Origin of the sequence: Pseudomonas sp. ML2-2023-6 (genome assembly GCF_037055265.1) — a bacterium.
GTDB lineage: Bacteria > Pseudomonadota > Gammaproteobacteria > Pseudomonadales > Pseudomonadaceae > Aquipseudomonas > Aquipseudomonas kulmbachensis.
The window spans coordinates 2751536-2772158 of sequence record NZ_CP146347.1; the positions used below are offsets into that span (position 1 = coordinate 2751536).

Genomic DNA, 20623 nt, shown 5'->3' on the forward strand with positions numbered 1-20623 from the left:
CTGCGATTTGCCTGACAGACCGCGTCGCTTGCATCGCGAGCAGGCTCGCTCCCACTGATACGGGATATACCTCAACCCTTCCAACCACCCCCCAACGCCGTCAGCAATCCCACACTGGCCTGCAACTGCCGGGTGCGCAGGGCTTGTACCTGGCGCTGGGCTTGCAGCGCTGCGGTCTGTGCGGTCACCACATCCAGATAACTCACAGCCCCGGCTTCATAGCTGTTGGTGGCGATCGCTTGGGTGTGTTCGGCGGCATTGGCGGCCGCTTGTTCGTCGAGGCTTTCCTGTTGTAGATCGCGCAACTGGGCGAGGTTATCTTCGACTTCACGCACCGCATGCAGCACCTGGCTGCGATAGTGAGCCGAGGCTTCTTCAAATTCGGCCTTGGCCTGGCGCTCCTGGCCATCGAGCCTGCCACCATCAAAAATCGGCAGGCTGATCAGCGGCCCCAGTGCCCAAAACCGATTACCTGCGGCCAGTAAATTGCCGCTGCCCTGGGTTTGTCCGCCGAGCAGGCCGGTCAGGCTGAAGTCCGGATACCAGGCCGCTTTTGCCACGCCAATTGCGGCGTTGGCGGCAAATACTCGGCGCTCGGCGGCTGCAATGTCGGGTCGGCGTTGCAACAAGGTACTGGGCAAGGTTTGCGGCTGATCGGGCAGGCTTAATCGGTGTTCACTGGCAGCCAGCTGGAAATTGCTGGCAGGCACGCCCACTAGTTCGCCAATGGCATGTTCAGTCAGGTTGCGCTGGGCGCGCACGTCGTCCAGTTGCGCCTCGGCTTCGGCCAGTTGGCTTTGCGCACGGGTCAAGTCGAGTTCAGAGGCAATTTGCCCCTGATAGCGCGAACGGGTCAGTTGCAGGGCCTGGCTGTAGTCATCCAGCGATTTGGACAGAATTTGCTGTTGCGCATCCAGCCCGTCGAGTTGCACATACAGGCTGGCAAGCTGGTGTTGCAGGCTCAAGCGCGCCACAGCCAGATCATCCGCCGAGGCTTGGGCCTGGGCATCGCCAGCTGCGACCTGATTACGGATTTTGCCCCACAGGTCGAGGTCGAAATTCAACGCGAATCCGGCCGTATTGCTGTTGTACACCGATGGTTGAGTCGTGCCGCGTAAAGGCCGGTTGTCCGATTGACGCTGGCGCAAAGGTTGTCCGCTAGCCGTTATTTGCGGGAACAACCCCGCGTGCAACTGGCTGGCATAAGCCTGCGCCGCATCGAAGTGGCTCAGTGCCGCCGCCAGGTCTGGATTGGCCTTGAGCAATTGCTGTTGCAGGGTGTTCAGGCGTTCATCCTGATACACCCGCCACCACTGGGGCGACAGCTGATCGGCAGGTTGCGCGCTGTGCCACGGTCCGTCGCTGCTTTGCTCACGGTAATGCGTGGGCAAATCCAGGACAGGGGTTTTATAGGTGGGCGCCAGGGAACAGCCCTGCAACGCCAGGGCCAATAACAGGGCTCCATGTTTAAGCCTTGGCTGCATGGGAGGCTCCTGCGTCGGCCAGTTTCACCGGGTCGCCTTCACGCAAGGCGTCGGGCGGGTTGTCGATTACCGTGTCGGCAGCCTTGAGGCCCTGGTCGATCACCAACCGCTCGCCCAGATCCAGGCCGATATGGATGTTCTGCAAATGCACATGGTGCGCACTGTCGAGTACGGCGACCTGGGTGCCCTGGGCGCGGAAGATCAACGCACTGGCCGGAATACTGACGCCGTGGGTGTCCGCCGGGATTGCCAAGGTGGCTTCGGCGTAGTCCCCGGGCATCAGGGCGTCGCCGGGGTTTTGCGCTACAAACTGCGCCATCAGGGTGCCCGAGCGCTGGTCAATCGAGGTCGAATTGCCAATCAGGCTGGCGCTGAACGTTTGCCCCGGATGCTCCGGCACGCTGAGTTGCACCTGCATGCCAGGGCGGATCACGCTGGCGTAGTTCTGCGGCACCGGCACGTAAAGGCGTAGTTGGTGGGTGTCGGCGATGTCAAACAGCTCGGTATCGGTGTCGGTGTCGGCCTTGATCAACTGGCCAATATCGGTGTGGCGCGCGGTGATGGTTCCGGCGAATGGCGCGCGAATGGTTTTGTAGGCTTCCAAGGTAGAGAGGCGTGCGTAATCAGCTTCGCCAGCCTGGGCATTGGCCTTGGCTGCGGCGGCATTGGATTGCTTCTCGTCGGCTTCCTGACGCGATACGGAATGGCTGGCCAGCAGGTTTTGCCAACGCGTGGCGGTCGTGGCCGCGAGCCTGGCATTGGCTTGTTCCTGCACCATATGGGCGCGGGTCTGCGCCAGTTGTTGATCGAGATCAGGGCTGTCGATGACGGCCAGTATCTGCCCGGCTTCAACTTTGCTGCCAATATCGGTTTGCCAGCTTTTCAGGTAGCCACTGACACGGGCATGAATTGGCGCTTTGCTCCAGGCTTCCAGGTGCGCGGGCAGGCGCAGGGTGTCGCCGTGGGCGTTTTGCAGCGGTTGGAACACGCTGACAATCGGCAGGGCGGCCGCTTCGGTCCATTGGCTCACCGCATGTTCGTGGCGGCTGCGTGCTGCCAGGCCATTGGCTACCAACAAGGCGGCCAGCGTCAGGCCGCCGATGCCCAAGTACATCAAGCGCTTGCGCGAGGGTTTTTGATCAGACGACATGGGAAGTTTCTCCAGCAGCAGCGCGATTTTTTTCACGGCCGTGCACCAGGCTGAACACCACGGGCACGAACAGCAGGGTGGCAACGGTGGCCAGCATCAGACCGCCAATGACGGCGCGTCCGAGCGGGGCGTTCTGTTCTTCTGACAGGGCCAGTGGCAGCATGCCGATCATCATCGCCAGAGCGGTCATGCACACCGGTCTGAAGCGCGTGTAGCCTGCCTCGAGCGAGGCCTTGAGGGCATCGCCATGTTCGGCCAGCCGCTCTCGGCAAAAGCTCACCACCAGAATCGAGTTGGCCGTGGCCACGCCCATGCACAGGATGGCCCCGGTCAATGCAGGCACCGACAGCGAAGTACCGCTGAGAAACAGCATCCACACGATCCCGGCCAAGGCTGCGGGCAGGGCGGTGATGATCACAAACGGATCGACCCAGGACTGGAAGTTGACCACGATCAGCAGGTAGATCAGCACTACCGCGCCCAGCAAGCCGAAGCTCAAGCCGCTGAAGGCTTCATGCAGGGCGTCGATCTGGCCATGCAGGCTGATAGTTGCGCCTTTTGGGCGCAGGTCGGCCGCGCCATCAATGACCTTTTGCACATCCGCCGCCACTGAGCCCAAATCACGGCCTTGAATGTTGGCGTACAGATCCAGCGTCGGCTGGATGTTGTAGTGCGTGACCACGGCGGGGCTTTCAACCCGGCTGATGGTCGCCAGCCCGCCAAGGATTTGTGACTGGCCGTTGCTGCCCGTTATCGGCAAGGCTTCAAGGGCCGGCAGGCTGTCCAGACGGTATTGCGGGGTTGCCGCAACCACCCCGTAAGACACGCCGTTTTGCGGGTTGAGCCAGAAGGTCGGAGCCACCTGAGAGCTGCCGGCCAGAGACGCCACCATGCTGTTGGTGACATCGCGTTCGGTAATCCCCAGGCCATTGGCGCGCAGGCGGTCCACGTTGACTTGCAGCGACGGGTAGCCCACCGACTGCTGAATGCGCAGATCGGCAATCCCGGGCACGTGCTGCAAACGTCGTTGCAGTTCCAGGGCATAGGCGCGGTTGGCCGCGTCGTCACGCCCGGAGATTTTCACGTCCAGTGGTGCTGGAGCACCGAAGTTGAGGATCTGGGTGCTGATATCTGCGGGCATAAAGGCAAACTGGCTGCCGGGGAAACTTTCGGGCAGGGCTTCGCGCAAGCGTTTAACGAAGTCGGCAGTGGGGCTGTGATCTGCCTTGAGCGTGATTTGAATATCGCCGTCTTGTGGGCCGATAGTGCCGCTGCTGCTGTAGGCCATATCGATACCGCTCAATGGAATGCCGATGTTGTCGATCACCGTGTCCAGTTGTTCGGCGGGGATGATTTCGCGGATCCGTGATTCGATGCGGTCGAAGTCGGCGGCGCTTTCTTCGATACGGGTGCCCAGTGGCAAGCGCACATGCAGGGCCAGCGCTCCGGCATCGGTAGCCGGGAAAAAGTCCTGGCCCAAGCTTGGCAGCAGTGCAAACGAGGCCAGCACACAAGCCATAAAACCCAGCAAAAAGCGTTTGCGATTGGCCAGCGCCAGTTCCAGAACACCGTAATAGGCATCCCGCACAGCTGAAAAACGGCGTTCGAACCCCAGCTGGAAATTCAGCAGAGCACGCACCGGCGCCGAGTGCTGTTTGCTGTGCTGATCGCCCTCGTGATGGTTGATGTAGCCGTCTTCCGGATGATGCCCGGCACCTTGCTCCGGCACATGTGGCTTGAGCAGAAACATAGCCAGGGTTGGCACCAGGGTGCGCGACAGAATAAACGAGCTACCCATGGCGAAAATCACCGACAGTGCCATGGGGCGAAACAGGTAACCGGCAATTCCCTGCAACAAGAACATCGGCACAAACACGATGCAGATACACAGCAGCGACACGAATGCCGGGCCGACAATCTGTTTGGCGCCATCGAGAATCGCATCGCGCACTGACTTGCCTTGCTCAAGGTGCCAGTTGATGTTCTCGATGGTCACCGTCGCATCATCCACCAGAATTCCCACCGCCAACGCCAGTCCCCCCAGGGTCATGACATTCAGGGTTTGCCCGCTGAGGGCCAGCAGGGCAATGGCCGAGAGCACGGCCAGCGGGATCGATACGGCGATGATCAGCGTGGAGCGCCAACTGCCGAGAAACAGCAGGATCATGGCGCTGGTCAGCAAGGCGGCAATGATCCCTTCCTGCGCCACGCTGCCCACCGATTGTTTGACGAACACCGAGGCGTCGCCCAGCAGCGAGGTCTTAAGGGATGGCGGCAAGGTTTCATTGATGCGCGGCAGCATCCCGCGGATCCCGTCGATGATGGACAGGGTCGAGATATTGCCGTTCTTTAACGCGGGCATCAGCACGGCGCGATGGCCGTCCACGCGCACAATATTGGTTTGCGGCGGTGAGCCGTCACGCACGTGGGCCACCTGACCGATGGTGATCAGCGCGCCATTCACGGTCTTGATCGGCAGGTCGTTCAGCTCATCGATGGCCTTGGGGCTGTTGTTGAGCAGCACCGTGTATTCATAGGTGCCGAGCTTGGCGGTGCCCACCGGGATGATCTGGTTCTGCGCCGCCAATGCATTGCCTACGTCCTGTGCCGACAGGCCTTTGGCTGCCAGTGCTTGTGGATCAAGATCAAGGGTGATCTGGCGCTGCTTGCCACCCATTGGGGTGGGCATGGCCAGGCCGGGCAGGGAACTGAGTGGCAGGCGGATATTGTTTTGCACCAGGTCGCGGATTTTTGCTTCCGAGAGCGTAGGGCTGGAGAACGCCAGTTGCAGGATCGGCACCGTTGAGGCGCTGTAGTTAAGAATCAGCGGCGGGGTGATACCCGGCGGCATCTGCTTGAGCACGGTTTGTGACACGGCGGTCACTTGTGCGTTGGCGGTACGGATATCGACGCCTGGCTGAAAGAAAATTTTCACGATGCCCATACCGGGCAATGACTGCGACTCGATATGTTCGATGTCGTTGACTGTGGTGCTCAGTGATCGCTCATAGGTATAAATCACCCGTCCTGCCATGTCGGCAGGCGCCAGCCCGGTGTATTGCCACACCACGGCGACCACCGGAATGCCAATGTCAGGGAACACATCAGTGGGAGTGCGCACGGCCGCGAGGGGCCCGATGATGCAGATGAAAATCGCCAGCACGATAAACGTGTAGGGCTTGTGCAGTGCGGTCTTTACCAGCCCGAGCATGCCTGAACCTCCGAGGAGTGGAATTGCAAACCTCGGCAGTCTCCCCGTCCAAACCTAACGATCAGCTTTCAGTAACGTGAAGGTTCCTTTAGGAACTGCCTGAAAATCCCTTCATTTTCATTCATTTGGCCGCAGACTCGATGAGCGCCAAGCTTGAGGTCTATTCGACGGGGCAGGTTTTATCCCTGTCGTACTTTTTGCTTTTTTCTACGAGGCGTACGTGTGATGACTCTTAAACCGCTGCTGCTGATTCCGACCCTGAGCCTGGTGTTGTTGCTGTCGGCCTGTGCCGGGCCTATGCCCAAGCAAGACCCGAGCGAAGCCTGGATCGGCCTTAAAGAAGAGGGCAACAGTGACCTGATGGCCGAGCGCGTAGACGGCAAGAACATCAATGATGGTCGCTACTTTGAAGTCACCCCCGGCGCCCACCGCCTGGACGTGACCTTGTTTGAAGGCGCCACGGGGGATGAAAACCAGGTGGATTGTCAGGGCAAGGTCAATTACACCGGATTCAAGGCTGGTGAACATTACGAGTTGATCGAGTCGAGCCTGGGGCCTGAAGTCAGCGCGAGCCTGGTCGATGGCCATGGCAAGGAAGTAGCGCATACGGCGGACTTCAACTGTATGCCGGGGTAAGGCCTGCGCCTGCGTAGCAGCTGCCGAAGGAACGAGGCTGCGTTCGGCGACGCAGTCGTCGCAAATTAGACGCCTCGGTGTGTCAGAGATATTGAATGCTCGGGTTTTACGACGGCTACGCCGCCGAACGCAGCCTCGTTCCTTCGGCAGCTGCTACTAGGATGAGTGCATCAGGTAAATGATTTTACGATCTTGCCCAATGTTTCCATGGCCTTTTCGCAGGCGGGGTCCCACGGGCTGCCGTAGTTCAGGCGGATGCAGTTCCTGAAGCGCTGGGTGGCCGAAAATATTGGCCCCGGCGCGATGCTGATGCCTTGGGCCAGAGCCATCTGGAACAGCTTGAGCGAGTCCATCTGCTCGGGCAGTTCCAACCACAGGAAATACCCGCCCGAGGGCTGGCTGACGCGGGTTTGGGCCGGGAAGTAGCGGGCAATCGCCGCCAGCATCGCGCTCTGTTGTTCTTCCAGGGCATAACGCAATTTACGCAGGTGGCGATCGTAGCCGCCATGCTGCAAGTAATCGGCAATGGCAGCCTGGGCAGGCATCGAGGCGCACAGTGAGGTCATCAGTTTCAGACGTTCAATTTTCTGCGCGTAACGCCCTGCAGCCACCCAGCCAATGCGATAGCCCGGAGCCAGGCTCTTGGCGAACGAGCCGCAATGCATCACCAGGCCTTCGGTATCAAAGGCCTTGGCCGGTTTCGGTGCGTGCTGGCCGTAATACAACTCGGCGTACACATCGTCCTCAATCAGCGGCACCTGATGGCCGCGCAACAATTCGACCAGCGCCTGTTTCTTGGCCTCGGGCATGGTCGCGCCGATCGGGTTCTGAAAGCTGGTCATGCACCACACGGCCTTGATCGGATGGCGCTCGAGGGTTTGCTCCAGCACCCCGAGGTCGATGCCGTCACGGGGGTGTACCGGAATTTCCACGGCCTTGAGCTTGAGCCGCTCCAGCACTTGCAGGCAGGCGTAAAACGCCGGGGCTTCAATGGCCACCAGATCACCGGGTTCGGTGACGGCTTGCAGGCACAGGTTCAGGGCCTCCAGCGCGCCATTGGTGATCAGCAGTTCTTCCATGGGCAGCATCAGCCCGCCGACCATATAACGCAGGGCGATTTGCCGACGCAGTTGCGGGTTGCCGGGTGACATGTCGGTGACCACCATGCGCGGGTCCATCTCGCGGCTGGCGGTGGCCATCGAACGGGCAAGCCGTTGCAGCGGAAACAGCATCGGGCTGGGAAAAGCCGAGCCGAACGGCACGGTGTGCGGGTCTTTGATCGAGTCCAGTACCGAGAACACCAGAGCGCTGACATCCACCTGGGTGGACTCGGTGACGTGGCTGCTGAACACCGGCTCGCAAAACGGGCTCGGCGTATTGGCGTTGACGAAGTAGCCCGAACGCGGCTTGGCCCGAATCAGGCCGCGGCGCTCCAGCAGGTAATAGGCTTGAAACACTGTAGAGGGGCTGACGCCATAGGTCTGACTGGCATAGCGCACCGAAGGCACGCGCTGACCGGGGCCGAGCACCCCGGTGCGGATCAGTTCGGCAATATCGTCGGCGAATTTTTCGTAGCGTTTCATTGGGTAAGGCTCGGTCCGAAGGGGCTTGCGGCACTGCTTGCTGTGATTGTGGGAGCGGGCTTGCTCGCGATACAGGCACTGCGGTGTTTCTGATAAGCCGCAGTGATCCTATCGCGAGCAAGCCCGCTCCCACCCAGAAAATGTGCAGTCTAACGATTCAAGGGGGCAACAAAACGGCTTTTCGCCACACTGCGTACATTCGGCTCATCGGTGTCGGTAACCACAAACTCGATGGTTTGTGAGCTGCTTTTCGGCCTGTCGGCCAGCAGGGCGACAGATACCGGCACATCGACAATTTCGCCGGGGGCCAGGGTCAGCTCGGTTTTACCCTGCAACTGGAAGTCCTCGCTGTCTTGCAACGATACCCGATAGTGCTGCGGCTCCTGGGTCTTGTTGATGATTTTAAGGCTATAGATGTTTTCGATCTGGCCCTGGCTGTTTTCGCGGAACAGACCGCGGTCCTTGATCACATCCAGTGACACCATAGTGCGCTGGTTCAGGGCCACCACCAGCGCTCCGATCATGACTACCAGCACCACGGCGTAGCCAATCAGGCGTGGGCGCAGCAAGTGAGTCTTGCCGCCCTGCAACTCGTGTTCCGAGGTGTAGCGCACCAGGCCTGGCGCATAACCCATTTTTTCCATCACCGAGTCGCAGGCATCGATGCAGGCAGCGCAACCGATACATTCCATCTGCAAGCCATCGCGGATATCGATCCCGGTCGGACACACCTGCACGCACATATAGCAGTCGATGCAATCGCCCAGTTCTGCCTGTTTGGGTTCCACCCCGCGTTTGCGCGGGCCCCGGTTTTCGCCACGGGCCACGTCATAGGAAATAGCCAGGGTGTCTTTATCGAACATCACGCTCTGGAATCGTGCATACGGGCACATATGCATGCACACCGCTTCACGTAGCCAGCCGGCGCTGATGTAGGTGGCGCCGGTGAAAAACATGATCCAGAACAGGCTGATACCGGCTATTTCGAGGGTCAGCAGCTCAGTGGCCAACGGCCTGACCGGCGTGAAGTAACCCACGAAGGTCAGCGCAGTCAGCACGCTGATGGCGATCCACAGCGTGTGCTTGGCGCTGCGACGCAGGATTTTGTTTAGGCGCCAGGGGGCGGCTTGCAGTTTTATGCGTTGGTTTCTGTCACCTTCGGTGATCTTTTCGCACCACATAAACAGCCAGGTCCACGAGCTTTGCGGGCAGGTGTAGCCACACCACACCCGTCCTGCAAACACCGTGATCGCAAACAGGCCAAAGGCGGCAATGATCAGCAATGCCGACAACAGGATGAAGTCCTGCGGCCAGAACGTCGCACCAAAGATATGAAATTTGCTTTCAGACAAATCCCACAGGACCGCCTGACGGCCATCCCACGTCAGCCAGACCGTGCCGAAGAACAGTAAAAACAACAGGCCTGTACCCACTATTCGCAAGGTGCGGAACAGGCCAGTGAAGCTGCGGGTATGGATCACGTTGTCGCTGGACTTGTTTTTGATTTTTGCGGCTCTTGGTCGAGAAGCCTCAAATGATTCAAGTATCTGGACGGGAATTTGTTCGCTCATGGTCTTTCGCTCATCAGCCTCCATCAGGCATGCGCACTATGCCCAGCGAACTGTTTGCATAACAGACTCAGTTATTTGAATTAAAACCGGATCAGATGGTTTCCAAGGGCTGCCTGCGACAATAGGCTGCACCCCTGGCAACGCCACGGCTTTATTGGGCTTTTACGCCTGTAACCCAGGTGTGTCGGATTGAGGCTGATTAAGGTCAAGTAAATTAGCGAATCACTGAAGTTAACCTTCACAAGGGCAATCTGTGCATGTGTTTTGCATTGATACCTGCAGCGGCCCCCATCAACCCTTTTCAGCCTGTACCTGCGGGTGTGCGCGTGACCTCAAAGCAACACATTGCACTGTTATTGTGCGAAAACAGTGCAGTGTGCAGGGTTCTGCCCCAAGTTTTTTTGTCGGTCATTGGGGAGTCATCAAACGATACAGATTGTCTGACAACAGCTAGTCTTTGCTCTGTCTGTGGGTTGCAGGACACGGCTCAAGTCGATGGCTAAAACGCGTGCTGGGTCATGCGTAACCTTTACCGGATGGAGAGCAGCATGGATTCGAGCAAGCAAACGGGTAAAGGGAAGGACTCATCGTTACCCGACATCTCGGATATCGAGGCGCTGACCCGGGCAGAGCATCCCGATCCGTTTTCGGTATTGGGACCTCATGGGGATGGCGAGGACGGGCAGTATATCCGGGCTTTTTTACCGGGTGCGGTCAGTGTCAACGTGGTCGCCCGTGATGGCGGTGAAGTCCTTGGCCGCCTTGATGATTCGCAGGTGCCCGGTCTTTATGTGGGGCATTTTCCCCAGGCGCGGGGGTATCTGCTGCAGGTTGACTGGGGCAATGCTGTGCAGACCAGCGAAGATCCCTACAGTTTTGGCCCGTTGCTGGGTGAAATGGATCTGTACCTGTTTGCCGAAGGTAATCATCGCGACCTGAGCAGCTGCTTTGGCGCGCAATTGATCGAGGTCGATGGCGTGCCCGGTGTGCGCTTTGCGGTATGGGCGCCGAATGCGCGGCGGGTATCGGTAGTCGGTGATTTCAATGGCTGGGACGGGCGCCGCCATCCGATGCGCTTGCGCCATCCGAGCGGGGTATGGGAACTGTTTGTGCCACGCTTGCAGGCAGGTGAAGCGTACAAGTATGAGATTCTTGGCGCCCAAGGGATATTGCCGCTCAAGGCCGACCCTGTGGCGCTGGCCACGCAGTTGCCACCTGATACCGCGTCAAAAGTGGCTTCGCCCCTGAGCATCGACTGGCAGGACGGCGACTGGATGCAAGCGCGTGCGCAGCTTCAGCGCCATGATGCGCCGCTGTCCATCTACGAGCTGCATGTGGGCTCCTGGCAGTGTGAGGTTGATGATGTTGGCGAAATAGCACGCCAGTACACCTGGCCTGAGCTGGCAGAACGCTTGATTCCGTATGTGCAGCAACTGGGCTTCACGCATATCGAGCTGATGCCGATCATGGAGCACCCGTTTGGTGGTTCCTGGGGCTATCAACCCTTGTCGCAATTTGCCCCAACGGCGCGTTTTGGCTCGCCCGATGATTTTGCCGCGTTCGTCAATGCCTGCCATGTTGCCGGTATCGGCGTGATTCTGGATTGGGTGCCAGCGCATTTCCCCAACGATACCCACGGGCTGGCGCAATTTGATGGCACGGCGTTGTATGAATATGCGAACCCGCTTGAAGGGTTTCATCAGGACTGGAACACGCTGATTTACAATCTGGGGCGCACCGAAGTGCATGGCTTTATGCTGGCCTCGGCCCTGCACTGGCTCAAACACTTCCATATCGACGGGCTGCGGGTCGATGCGGTGGCATCCATGTTGTACCGCGACTACTCGCGTAAATCCGGCGAATGGGTGCCCAATCGTTATGGGGGGCGGGAAAACCTCGAGGCCATCGAGTTTCTGCGCCATCTCAATGACGTGGTTGCCCATGAAGTCCCCGGCGCGCTGGTGATTGCCGAAGAATCCACGGCCTGGCCGGGTGTCAGTCAAGGTACCGATCAGGGCGGCCTGGGGTTTTCGTATAAATGGAACATGGGCTGGATGCACGATTCGCTGCACTACATCCAGCAAGACCCGGTATACCGTGCGCACCATCACAACGAGCTGAGCTTTGGCCTGGTGTACGCCTGGACCGAGCGTTTTATCCTGCCGATTTCCCATGATGAAGTGGTGCACGGCAAGCACTCGCTGATCGACAAGATGCCCGGCGATCGTTGGCAAAAATTCGCCAACTTGCGCGCTTACCTGAGCTTTATGTGGGCGCATCCGGGCAAGAAACTGCTGTTTATGGGCTGTGAGTTCGGCCAATGGCGCGAGTGGAACCACGATCAGCAACTGGACTGGTATTTGCTGCAATACCCCGAGCACCGGGGCGTACAGAAACTGGTTGGCGATTTGAACCGTTTGTATCGCGAGCAACCTGCGCTGCATGAGCAGGATGACGTGGCACAAGGGTTCCAGTGGTTGATTGGTGATGACGCGGCCAACAGTGTTTACGCCTGGTTACGCTGGAGCAAGGACGGTTCGCCATTACTGGTGGTGGCCAACTTTACCCCGGTGCCGCGTGCGGGTTATCGCATCGGGGTGCCGCTGGCCGGCACCTGGCAGGAGGTGATCAATAGTGATTCGGCCGTCTATGCCGGTTCCGATTATGGCAATGGCGGCGGGGTGGTGACCGAGGAGCTGCCCAGTCACGGGCAGGGTTCGTCTCTGGCCTTGAACCTGCCGCCGTTGGGGGTGTTGATATTGCGGCCGGTGGCGGGGTAAAGGTCGCCTCAATATTACAAATGCACCTCAACCGCCAGCGGCAAATGATCGGATAAATGCGTCCAGGGCTTGTTGCCGAGGATTTCGGGATTGTGGCTGCTGGCGTTGCGCAAGTAGATGCGGTCCAGACGCAGCAGCGGCCAGCGCGCCGGGTAGGTTTTGGCCAACTGCCCGTGATGCCGCTCAAACACTTCATGCAGATCGTCGCGTTGGCGCAGGGCGGCATTGCCTTGCTGTTTCCAGTCGTTGAAGTCGCCTGCAATGATCACCGGCTCATTGGGCGGCAGGGATTTGAGCAACTGATTAAGCAGTACGATTTGTAGCTGTCGGTGGCTTTCCAACAGGCTCAAATGCACGCAAATGGCATGCACATTGTCGTGGCCGGGAACGTCCAGCTCGCAATGCAGCAGGCCGCGCCGCTCGGGGCCGGTGATGGAAATATCCAGATTGCGCGAGGCCTTGATCGGGTACTTGGACAGCAAGGCATTACCGTGATGGCCATTGGTATACACGGCGTTACGGCCGTAGGCGAAGTCGCTCCACATGCTGTCGGCGAGGAATTCGTATTGCGAGGTTTCTGGCCAGTCCTCGTAGCGGGATGCGTGTTTCTCGTGTTCGCCAAGCACTTCCTGCAGAAACACCAGATCAGCACCGGTGCTGCGCACGGCCTCGCGCAGTTCGGGGAGGATGAAGCGTCGATTGAATACAGTGAATCCCTTGTGCGTATTGACCGTCAGCACCTTGATTTGATGGACAGCAGGTGCTGTTGCCGTGGTAGCAGATGAAAGCGTGTTGCCGACAACATCATCAGTGGGCATGGTCACTCCTCTGTCAGGGGCAGTTTCAAAGCGGCAAGTTCAGGGTTTGCAGCTTGCCGCTTTTTATGGGGGCGTACTTGATGCTTATCAATATAGTCACGACACCTCAGGTCGTTGCAGTTCAAACAACACCAGTGAGCGACCGGTGACGCTGTAGGCCTTGTTGAACGGCAGGTGCTGTGGCCCTTTGATTGACGGGTCGGTGGTGTCGAGCTTGCATGACCAACTGATGCCCTGGGGGACTTTGGGCAGGTTGAAGTTGATTGTGTCGTGGCTCGCGTTGACCACGATCAGCAAGGTGGCGTCGGCTCCGGCCCGTTGTACCCCGGAGACCTGCGCTCGACCATCCAGCAGCATGCCCAGGCAGCGGGCTTGGCTGTCTTGCCACTGCTCGGTGGTCATCTCCTCGCCATCCGCTGCCAGCCAGGTCACGTCACTGACTCCAGGCGTCTCGCTGGAGTGGCCAATCAGAAACAGGCCGCGACGCAAGATGGGGTACTGCATGCGCAGCTTGATCAGGCGTTTGACAAACGCCAGCAGGGATTTGCCGGGCTTGTCCAGTTCCCAGTTGACCCAGCCGATTTCGCTGTCCTGGCAGTAGGCATTATTGTTGCCGTGCTGGGTGCGGGCGAATTCGTCGCCCGCGACCAGCATCGGCGTGCCCTGAGCCAGGAGCAGGGTGGCCATGAAGTTGCGCATCTGGCGCTGGCGCAACGCATTGATCTCGGGATCGTCAGTGGGCCCTTCGATCCCGTGGTTCCACGAAATATTGTTATTACTGCCGTCCTGGTTGTTTTCGTCGTTGGCTTCGTTGTGCTTGTCGTTGTATGACACCAGGTCGTGCAAGGTGAAACCGTCATGGGCGGTAACAAAATTGACCGAAGCATAGGGTCTGCGGCCACGGTGGTTGAACAGGTCGGCCGAGCCGGTCATGCGCCCGGCAAAGTCGGCCAGTTGGCCTTCGTCACCCTTCCAGAAAGCGCGTACGGTATCGCGAAAACGGTCGTTCCATTCCGCCCAGCCGGGCGGGAAACCGCCGACCTGATAGCCCCCGGGGCCGCAGTCCCAGGGTTCGGCGATCATTTTCACCCGACGCAACAGTGGGTCCTGACGGCAAGCCACCAAAAAGCTGTGACGCTGGCTAAAGCCGTCGTGGTAGCGCCCCAGAATGGTCGCCAGGTCAAAGCGGAAGCCATCGACGTGCATTTCGCGCGCCCAGTAGCGCAGTGAATCGGTGACCATCTGCAGGACGCACGGGTGGCTCAGGTCGAGCGTGTTACCGGTGCCGGAATCATTGATGTAAAAGCGCTTGTCTTCAGGCATCAGCCGATAGTACGAGGCGTTATCGATGCCGCGCATGGACAGGGTAGGGCCCAGCTCGTTGCCTTCGGCCGTGTGGTTGTAGACCACATCCAGAATCACCTCCAGCCCGGCCTTGTGCAGGCGCGCGACCATTTCCTTGAACTCGGCTATCTTGCCGCTGGCCAGGTAGCGCGGGTCCGGGGCGAAAAAACCGATGCTGTTGTAGCCCCAGTAGTTGGTCATGCCTTTTTGCAGCAGATGCTGGTCGTTGACGAATGCGTGCACCGGCAGCAGCTCGATACTGGTCACGCCGAGGCTGGTCATGTGTTCGACCACCTCATCGACCATCAGGCCGGCAAAGGTGCCGCGCACCTCATCCGGTACGGCGGGGTGGCGCATACTGATGCCGCGCACATGGGTTTCATAAAAAATCGTACGGTCCCACGGCACGGCCAGCCGATGATCCTGCCCCCAGGTGTGCGCCGGGTCTATCACCTTGCACTTGGGCACAAATGGCGCGCTGTCGCGCTCATCAAAGCTCAGGTCGGCATCCGGATGGCCGACGGTGTAGCCAAACAGGGCTTCGGACCATTTAAGTTCCCCAACCAACTGTTTGGCATAGGGGTCGATCAGCAATTTATGGTGGTTAAAACGATGACCGTTGGCAGGGTCGTAGGGGCCATACACGCGGTAGCCGTAAATCTGTCCGGGGTGTGCGTTTGGCAGATAGCCGTGAAAGATCTCGTCGGTGTACTCGGGTAATTCGATCCGCTCCAGTTCAACCTCACCGGCTGCGTCGAACAGGCACAATACGACTTTGCTGGCATTGGCGGAAAACAGGGCGAAGTTGACGCCTAATCCGTCCCACGTAGCGCCCAAGGGGAAGGGTCGGCCTTCGCGGATGCGCAAAGGGTCGCCAGTAAAAGGTGCTGACGTACGTTTACTCATGACCTGCTCCTGCACAACCGCAATTGAAGACGTAAATGGCCTGTGGGAGCGAGCTTGCTCGCGATTGCAACAACCCGGTCAACCTGCTCAACCAAGGTGTTTGAATCGCGAGCACGCCCGCTCCCACAGGTGGGGCTTTGTGCTCAAGATGAAGCAGGTTTGCGCGGTGCCCGGGGCTTTTTCTCTGCGACAGGTTTAGCCGGTGACTTGGCTTTGGTAGCCCGTGGTGCTGTTTTGGATGGAGCCAGTGCCTGTGCCTGCGCCAGTTTGTGAGCCATTTCCCAGTGACGCTCCTGCTGGCCATCAGGCCGACCCTCGGATTCCCAGATCTGGTAGGCAAACTCACGAATATGTTTGTCGTCGTTACTCATGGCAAAGCTCCTTGGGTGGTAGGGCAATTATCGATCTCGTTCATGGGCTTGCTGGCGGGCACAGGCCAGCAATTCGAAGCGTCGCGTGGCGTCGATCGCATCCAGCAACGTGTTGCAGTCGCCCGGCAAGCGTCGGCACCAGTTGGGGTGGCCGCTGACGGTGCCTGGCAAGTTGGCTTGCTCCTCAAGGCCAAGGGCGTCCTCGATCGGTAGCAGCACCAATGGTGCACGGGTGTGCCCCAGAAAACGGATACTGGCGTCCAGTGTCGGGGCGTTGCCCTGGGTTTCTTCCTGAAAGTTTTGCGGGTCCTGGCGCAAGGCCCGGTCCAGACCTTTGCACTCGTGTTGGCGATTTTCCCGCCAGCGGTGCGCAGCCACAGGGTCGATCAACCCCAGGCGTTCATTCCAGTCGATATCGCGTCCGCACAGCCAGCCATTGAGAGTGGGTAGATCGTGGGTGCTGGTGGTGGCCAGTGCATAGTCCGGCCAGTCCAGAATGGGTTTGAAGCGGGCGCCGTAGTCTTGCTCGAACAGCAGCACGCGAATCCCGAGGATCGCCCGCTCGCTGAGTTTTTCGCGCAGCCCGTCCGGCACCGTGCCGAGGTCTTCGCCGAGCACGATGGCTTGATGGCGTACAGATTCGAGGGTGACCAGGCGCAGCAGGTCATCGACCGGGTAATACAAATACGCCCCTTCGCTGGACGGTGCCCCCAGGGGGATTACCCATAAGCGTTGCAAACCCAGTACATGGTCAATGCGCAGCCCGCCAGCGTGGGCAAAGTTAGCGCGTAACATTTCGATAAAGGCACGGAAGCCGTTACGTTTCAGGCCTTCAGGTGAAAACGCGGAAATCCCCCAGCCCTGGCCTGCGCGGTTGAGTTGATCGGGTGGGGCGCCTACGGTCAGTTGCGCCAGCATTTCGTCCTGTCTGCACCATGCCTGGCTACCTGCGCCATCAGCGCCCACGGCCAGATCGGCGATCAGGCCGATAGCCATGCCGCTGGATCGTGCCGTGGTTTGTGCATGAGCCAGGCAGCGGGCGATCAGCCACTGACAAAAGGCGTAATACGCAATGACCTGCTGGTGCTCTTCGGCAAAGTGCAGCAATGCCGGGCTGTCGGGGTTGCGCCATTGCTCTGGCCAGTCGCGCCAATCGAGGCTGTGATGCTCGGCCACGCAGCGCTCTTGCAAGGCTTCGAAGCGGCAGTGGTTTTCCAGTGCCTCGCCTCCCAGTTCGCGAAAGCGCTCGAAGTCGTCCATGCGCGGATGTTCGCCCCGGGAAAAGTCATTGTAGAGCTGGCGCAGCAGTGTCTGTTTGGCCCGGGTCACGGCTGGCCAGTCAATCAGGGGCAATTGCTCCAGGCGCTGCAATTCTTCTTTCAGGCCCGTAGCGTCGATGGCCCTGTTTAGCGCCTCTTCACCCAGAATGCTGGCGGGTGCGGCATACAGGCTGTTGAGGAACAGACGGCTGGACGGTGAATACGGGCTGTAATGCTTGGGCGCGCTGCTGAACATGGCGTGCAGGGGGCTGATTGCCAAGGCATCCGCGCCGCGCTCACCGGCCGCCCGCAGCAGGGTTTCCAGTGCCTGGGTATCGCCAAAGCCACCATCGCCTTGGCGATGCAGCGAATACAGCTGAGCACTTAGGCCCCAGGCACGGGGTGCTGCCTGATGCAGGGCATCGGCAATGCTGAAACATTTGGCCGGGGCTACGGCGAGGGTGAAATGCTGATCGTCCAGTTGCACCCGGTGGTAACCAATGGGAATCATGCCCGGCAGTACCGCGTCGGCATCCAGCTGGATCGCCAGGGAGTCACCGTTTTCCAACTGCACGACGCACTGGCTGTGAGGGTGGAAATAACGAGACAAATCCAGCGCCTTGCCCACATCTGCGGTCAGTAATGGCGGCAGCCGTTTGTTCTGTTGTTCCAACTGCAAATTCAGCAGGCTGGTTTCGATAGCTTCGGCGCTGTCGGCAGGTAAGCCCAAGCCCGCCAGAATGGCTTCCAGTGCGCTTGGTTGAACCCTTTGTGGCTGACCGTTGGCATCGATCCAGTCAACGGCCAGCCCGGCTCGGCCAGCGAGTACTTCAAGTTGCGCTTCACTCATTGGCGGTTCCCTTGGTGGCGATAGATGATCGGACGTCAGGCAGATCCGCAGGTGGTATTGCTCAAGGTGACACGCTGCGAAGCAGTGACTTGGCAACCAGTTGTTCATAAAGCTCGGCGTAGGGTTCCACCGCCTTGCACCAGTTGAAGGGTGCTGCCATCGCGCGGCAACGCATGGCGTTAAACAGCGCGGGGTAGCTGAAGACCTTGAATGCTCGCTTCAGAGCCTGCTCGTAACTGGCCACGGTGGATTCATCGAACAAAAACCCGGTAACGCCATTTTCGATGGTATCGGCCAGACCACCGGTGTTGCGTGCTACCGGCAGTGAACCGAAGCGTTGTGCGTACATTTGGCTCAGGCCGCAGGGTTCATAGCGCGATGGCATCAACAGGAAATCGCTGCCCGCGAACATGCGCCGAGCGTCGGTTTCATTGAAGCCGATACGTACCCCGATCTGACCGGGGAAACGCAGGGCCAGTTCACGCATGGCCTGTTCCTCCTCCGGCTCGCCGCGACCGATGATGCAGATCTGTCCGCCCGATGCCACGATAAAAGCGGCCACGGCTTCGGTCAGGTCCAGGCCTTTTTGGTACACCAGCCGCGAAACCACGGCGAACAGCGGCCCTTTGGAGGGTTTGAGTTCAAACAGGCTGCGTACATGGGCGGTGTTCAGGGCTTTGGCGTCCCAGTCGCCGATGCCGAACGGGGCAATCAGATGCGGGTCGGTTGTGGCTTCCCAGCTTTCATCAATGCCATTAGGGATACCGCTCAGCAGCCCTTGCTGGGTTTTGCTGGCTAAAAAGCCATCCAGGCCGCAACCGAAGGCCGGAGTGGTGATCTCTGCGGCATAGGTGGCACTGACCGTGGTGATGTGGCTGGCATAGGCCATGCCGGCCTTGAGGAACGACAACTTGCCATAGAACTCCATGCCGTCCTGTTGCAGGGCATGGTGCGGAATACCCAGCTCCGGGCAGCAGGCCCGGCTGAATACGCCCTGGTAGGCCAGGTTGTGAATGGTGAATAGCGTTGGCGTGCGCTGACCGCGCCAATGCATATAAGCCGGGGCCAGCCCGGCAGGCCAGTCGTGGGCGTGGACCAGGTCTGGCTGCCAATGAATCTGCGCCAGGTTGGCCGCAATATCGGCCGCGGCCAGGCCCAGGCGGGCGAAGCGAATATGGTTGTCGGGCCAGTCACGGCCGTTATTGGCGCCATATGGGGTGCCTTCGCGTTCATACAGCTCGGGGCAAATCAGTACATAGATGACCAGGCCGTCCTTCAAGTCCATGCGCCCGATCTTGCAGGCGGGCAGGGCTGCATGCCCACCGAGTTCGCCGATGATATGGATCGGGTTGTCGCTGTTGAGTACTTGTGGGTAGCCGGGAATCAACACCCGCACATCATGTAAATGATGCATGGCCCGTGGCAGCGCGGCAGACACATCGCCCAGGCCGCCGGTTTTCACCAGATCGGCCAGTTCGGAGGTGACAAACAGCACTTTCTTTTTATTGGGATTAGCGCTCGGCAGTACCTGCACGGGCTTCCCGGCAGGGGCCAGGCCTGACAATGAAATCAGCTCATTAATAACTTGCGGGTGCAGACGTTCTGCTTGATTTGGCGCAGCAGCACTGATCATGAATCTCTCCCGTTGTATTTATTGATCCCTAACGGCCACCCGGCCGGTACGTCCTCACTTGCTGATCCGCCACATCCCGCCTGCGTAAAAGCCCAGAAGGTAAATAAGGCACTGCAAGGAATGCACCAAAAGCGACGACCCTGTTTGAAATTGACCTATCACGGGCGCTAAAGATTCACTTATATAAATACGACGTTAAAACGCCGTACACACGACAGCGTTAAGTGTAGGAGAGATAGGTCAAGGTGCTAGGTGGGAGTCGGAACTTTTGTAGGACAAGGGCATATTTGTTGTAATAAATTTTCTACCACATGATGTGTGTCACTGTTATGTCAATACGTCGCGCAGCTCTGGACTTTTTGGTAGCCGCTGACGAGGACCGAAGGCTGCGAGCTCTTGATCTTGCGAACGGGACAAAAAAGCTCGCAGCCCTCGCTCCTCGTCAGCGGCTACAGTGCACTCAATGCTCCAGAGGATTTCAATAACAGGGCGAGCGCACCATTGCAGTGCGCTCGGTACTGAAATCTCAGTTGCCGGGGTACTCGGCAATCACCTGGTCTTTACCGTCGTTGCGCAGGCCGATCACCTGGTACGCGTCCTTGCGATCACCCATTTCCATTCCGGGTGAGCCCATGGGCATGCCCGGTACGGCAATCCCTTTGATGTCATTGCGCTTGGTCAGGGCAACCACTTGTTCGGCGGGTACATGGCCTTCAACGAATTTGCCGTCGATCACTCCGGTATGGCACGAAGCCAGTCGCGGCTGGACGCCGAGGCGCTGTTTCACGCTGCTCATATCGGCTTCCACATGGTCATTGACCTTGAAGCCATTGGTTTCAAGGTGAGAAATCCAGGCTTTGCAGCAGCCACAGTTGGCATCACGATGCACATCAATGGTCAGTTGTTCGGCGGCTTGAGCCATTGAGGCCAACAGCAGGGCCGAGAGAGCGGCAAGGCGCAATGGAGTTTTCATCGAGTTCCTCTTTACGAAAAAAGTGTCAGCTTGAGCGATAGGGACTGTCAGGCA

13 protein-coding genes are annotated in these 20623 nt (G+C 59.0%); 2 read left to right on the forward strand and 11 right to left on the reverse strand.

Annotation, left to right across the window (positions count from 1 at the left end; all coding sequences use genetic code 11):
* Positions 1 to 71: 71 nt before the first annotated feature.
* From V6L79_RS12675 to V6L79_RS12685, 3 genes are read right to left on the reverse strand one after another with little or no spacing between them, the layout of a single operon-like run.
* Positions 72 to 1484, reverse strand: a complete 1413-nt coding sequence (locus tag V6L79_RS12675; RefSeq protein WP_338578872.1) for an efflux transporter outer membrane subunit — start codon at positions 1482 to 1484, stop codon at positions 72 to 74.
* Positions 1468 to 2634: an efflux RND transporter periplasmic adaptor subunit gene (locus V6L79_RS12680; RefSeq protein WP_261741846.1), complete on the reverse strand. Its 1167-nt coding sequence runs from the start codon at positions 2632 to 2634 to the stop codon at positions 1468 to 1470. The genes V6L79_RS12675 and V6L79_RS12680 overlap by 17 nt, the downstream gene beginning before the upstream one ends.
* Positions 2624 to 5845 carry an efflux RND transporter permease subunit gene (locus tag V6L79_RS12685; RefSeq protein WP_338578873.1) on the reverse strand — a complete coding sequence of 1074 codons (3222 nt, stop codon included), beginning with the start codon at positions 5843 to 5845 and terminating at the stop codon, positions 2624 to 2626. Before V6L79_RS12685 ends, V6L79_RS12680 begins: the two co-directional genes overlap by 11 nt.
* 225 nt (positions 5846 to 6070) lie before the next feature.
* Here V6L79_RS12685 and V6L79_RS12690 point away from each other — a divergent pair, with 225 nt between their 5' ends.
* A complete protein-coding gene (locus V6L79_RS12690; RefSeq protein ID WP_261741848.1) occupies positions 6071 to 6481 on the forward strand; it encodes a hypothetical protein in 411 nt (136 codons plus the stop codon).
* Between the two features lie 170 nt (positions 6482 to 6651).
* Here the strand turns inward: V6L79_RS12690 and mapR are convergent, their stop codons facing one another.
* Both mapR and ccoG read right to left on the reverse strand, forming a co-directional pair.
* On the reverse strand, positions 6652 to 8064 hold the full coding sequence (gene mapR / locus V6L79_RS12695; RefSeq protein ID WP_261741849.1) for a GntR family transcriptional regulator MpaR: 1413 nt from the start codon (positions 8062 to 8064) through the stop codon (positions 6652 to 6654).
* Between the two features lie 149 nt (positions 8065 to 8213).
* Entirely contained in the window at positions 8214 to 9635 is a 1422-nt protein-coding gene (ccoG, locus tag V6L79_RS12700; protein ID WP_338578874.1) for a cytochrome c oxidase accessory protein CcoG, read from the reverse strand.
* A 548-nt stretch (positions 9636 to 10183) separates the two neighbouring features.
* Here ccoG and glgB point away from each other — a divergent pair.
* The gene (glgB, locus tag V6L79_RS12705) at positions 10184 to 12415 is read left to right on the forward strand and encodes a 1,4-alpha-glucan branching protein GlgB (RefSeq protein ID WP_338578875.1); all 2232 of its coding nucleotides are present in this window, start codon (positions 10184 to 10186) and stop codon (positions 12413 to 12415) included.
* A gap of 14 nt (positions 12416 to 12429) precedes the next feature.
* Here glgB and V6L79_RS12710 read toward each other — a convergent pair whose 3' ends face one another.
* The 6 genes from V6L79_RS12710 to V6L79_RS12735 all read right to left on the reverse strand — a co-directional run bounded on the left by V6L79_RS12710 (position 12430) and on the right by V6L79_RS12735 (position 20569).
* Positions 12430 to 13233: an endonuclease/exonuclease/phosphatase family protein gene (locus V6L79_RS12710; protein ID WP_261741852.1), complete on the reverse strand. Its 804-nt coding sequence runs from the start codon at positions 13231 to 13233 to the stop codon at positions 12430 to 12432.
* A gap of 96 nt (positions 13234 to 13329) precedes the next feature.
* Positions 13330 to 15483 (reverse strand): glycogen debranching protein GlgX, encoded by a 2154-nt coding sequence (gene glgX / locus V6L79_RS12715; protein WP_261741853.1) that lies wholly within the window; start codon positions 15481 to 15483, stop codon positions 13330 to 13332.
* Between the two features lie 143 nt (positions 15484 to 15626).
* On the reverse strand, positions 15627 to 15854 hold the full coding sequence (locus V6L79_RS12720; RefSeq protein ID WP_261741854.1) for a DUF2934 domain-containing protein: 228 nt from the start codon (positions 15852 to 15854) through the stop codon (positions 15627 to 15629).
* A gap of 27 nt (positions 15855 to 15881) precedes the next feature.
* The gene (malQ, locus tag V6L79_RS12725; protein WP_338578876.1) at positions 15882 to 17963 is read right to left on the reverse strand and encodes a 4-alpha-glucanotransferase; all 2082 of its coding nucleotides are present in this window, start codon (positions 17961 to 17963) and stop codon (positions 15882 to 15884) included.
* A gap of 61 nt (positions 17964 to 18024) precedes the next feature.
* The gene (gene glgA, locus V6L79_RS12730; RefSeq protein ID WP_338578877.1) at positions 18025 to 19596 is read right to left on the reverse strand and encodes a glycogen synthase GlgA; all 1572 of its coding nucleotides are present in this window, start codon (positions 19594 to 19596) and stop codon (positions 18025 to 18027) included.
* Positions 19597 to 20122: 526 nt separating this feature from the next.
* The gene (locus V6L79_RS12735) at positions 20123 to 20569 is read right to left on the reverse strand and encodes a DUF411 domain-containing protein (protein WP_338578878.1); all 447 of its coding nucleotides are present in this window, start codon (positions 20567 to 20569) and stop codon (positions 20123 to 20125) included.
* Positions 20570 to 20623: the final 54 nt, after the last annotated feature.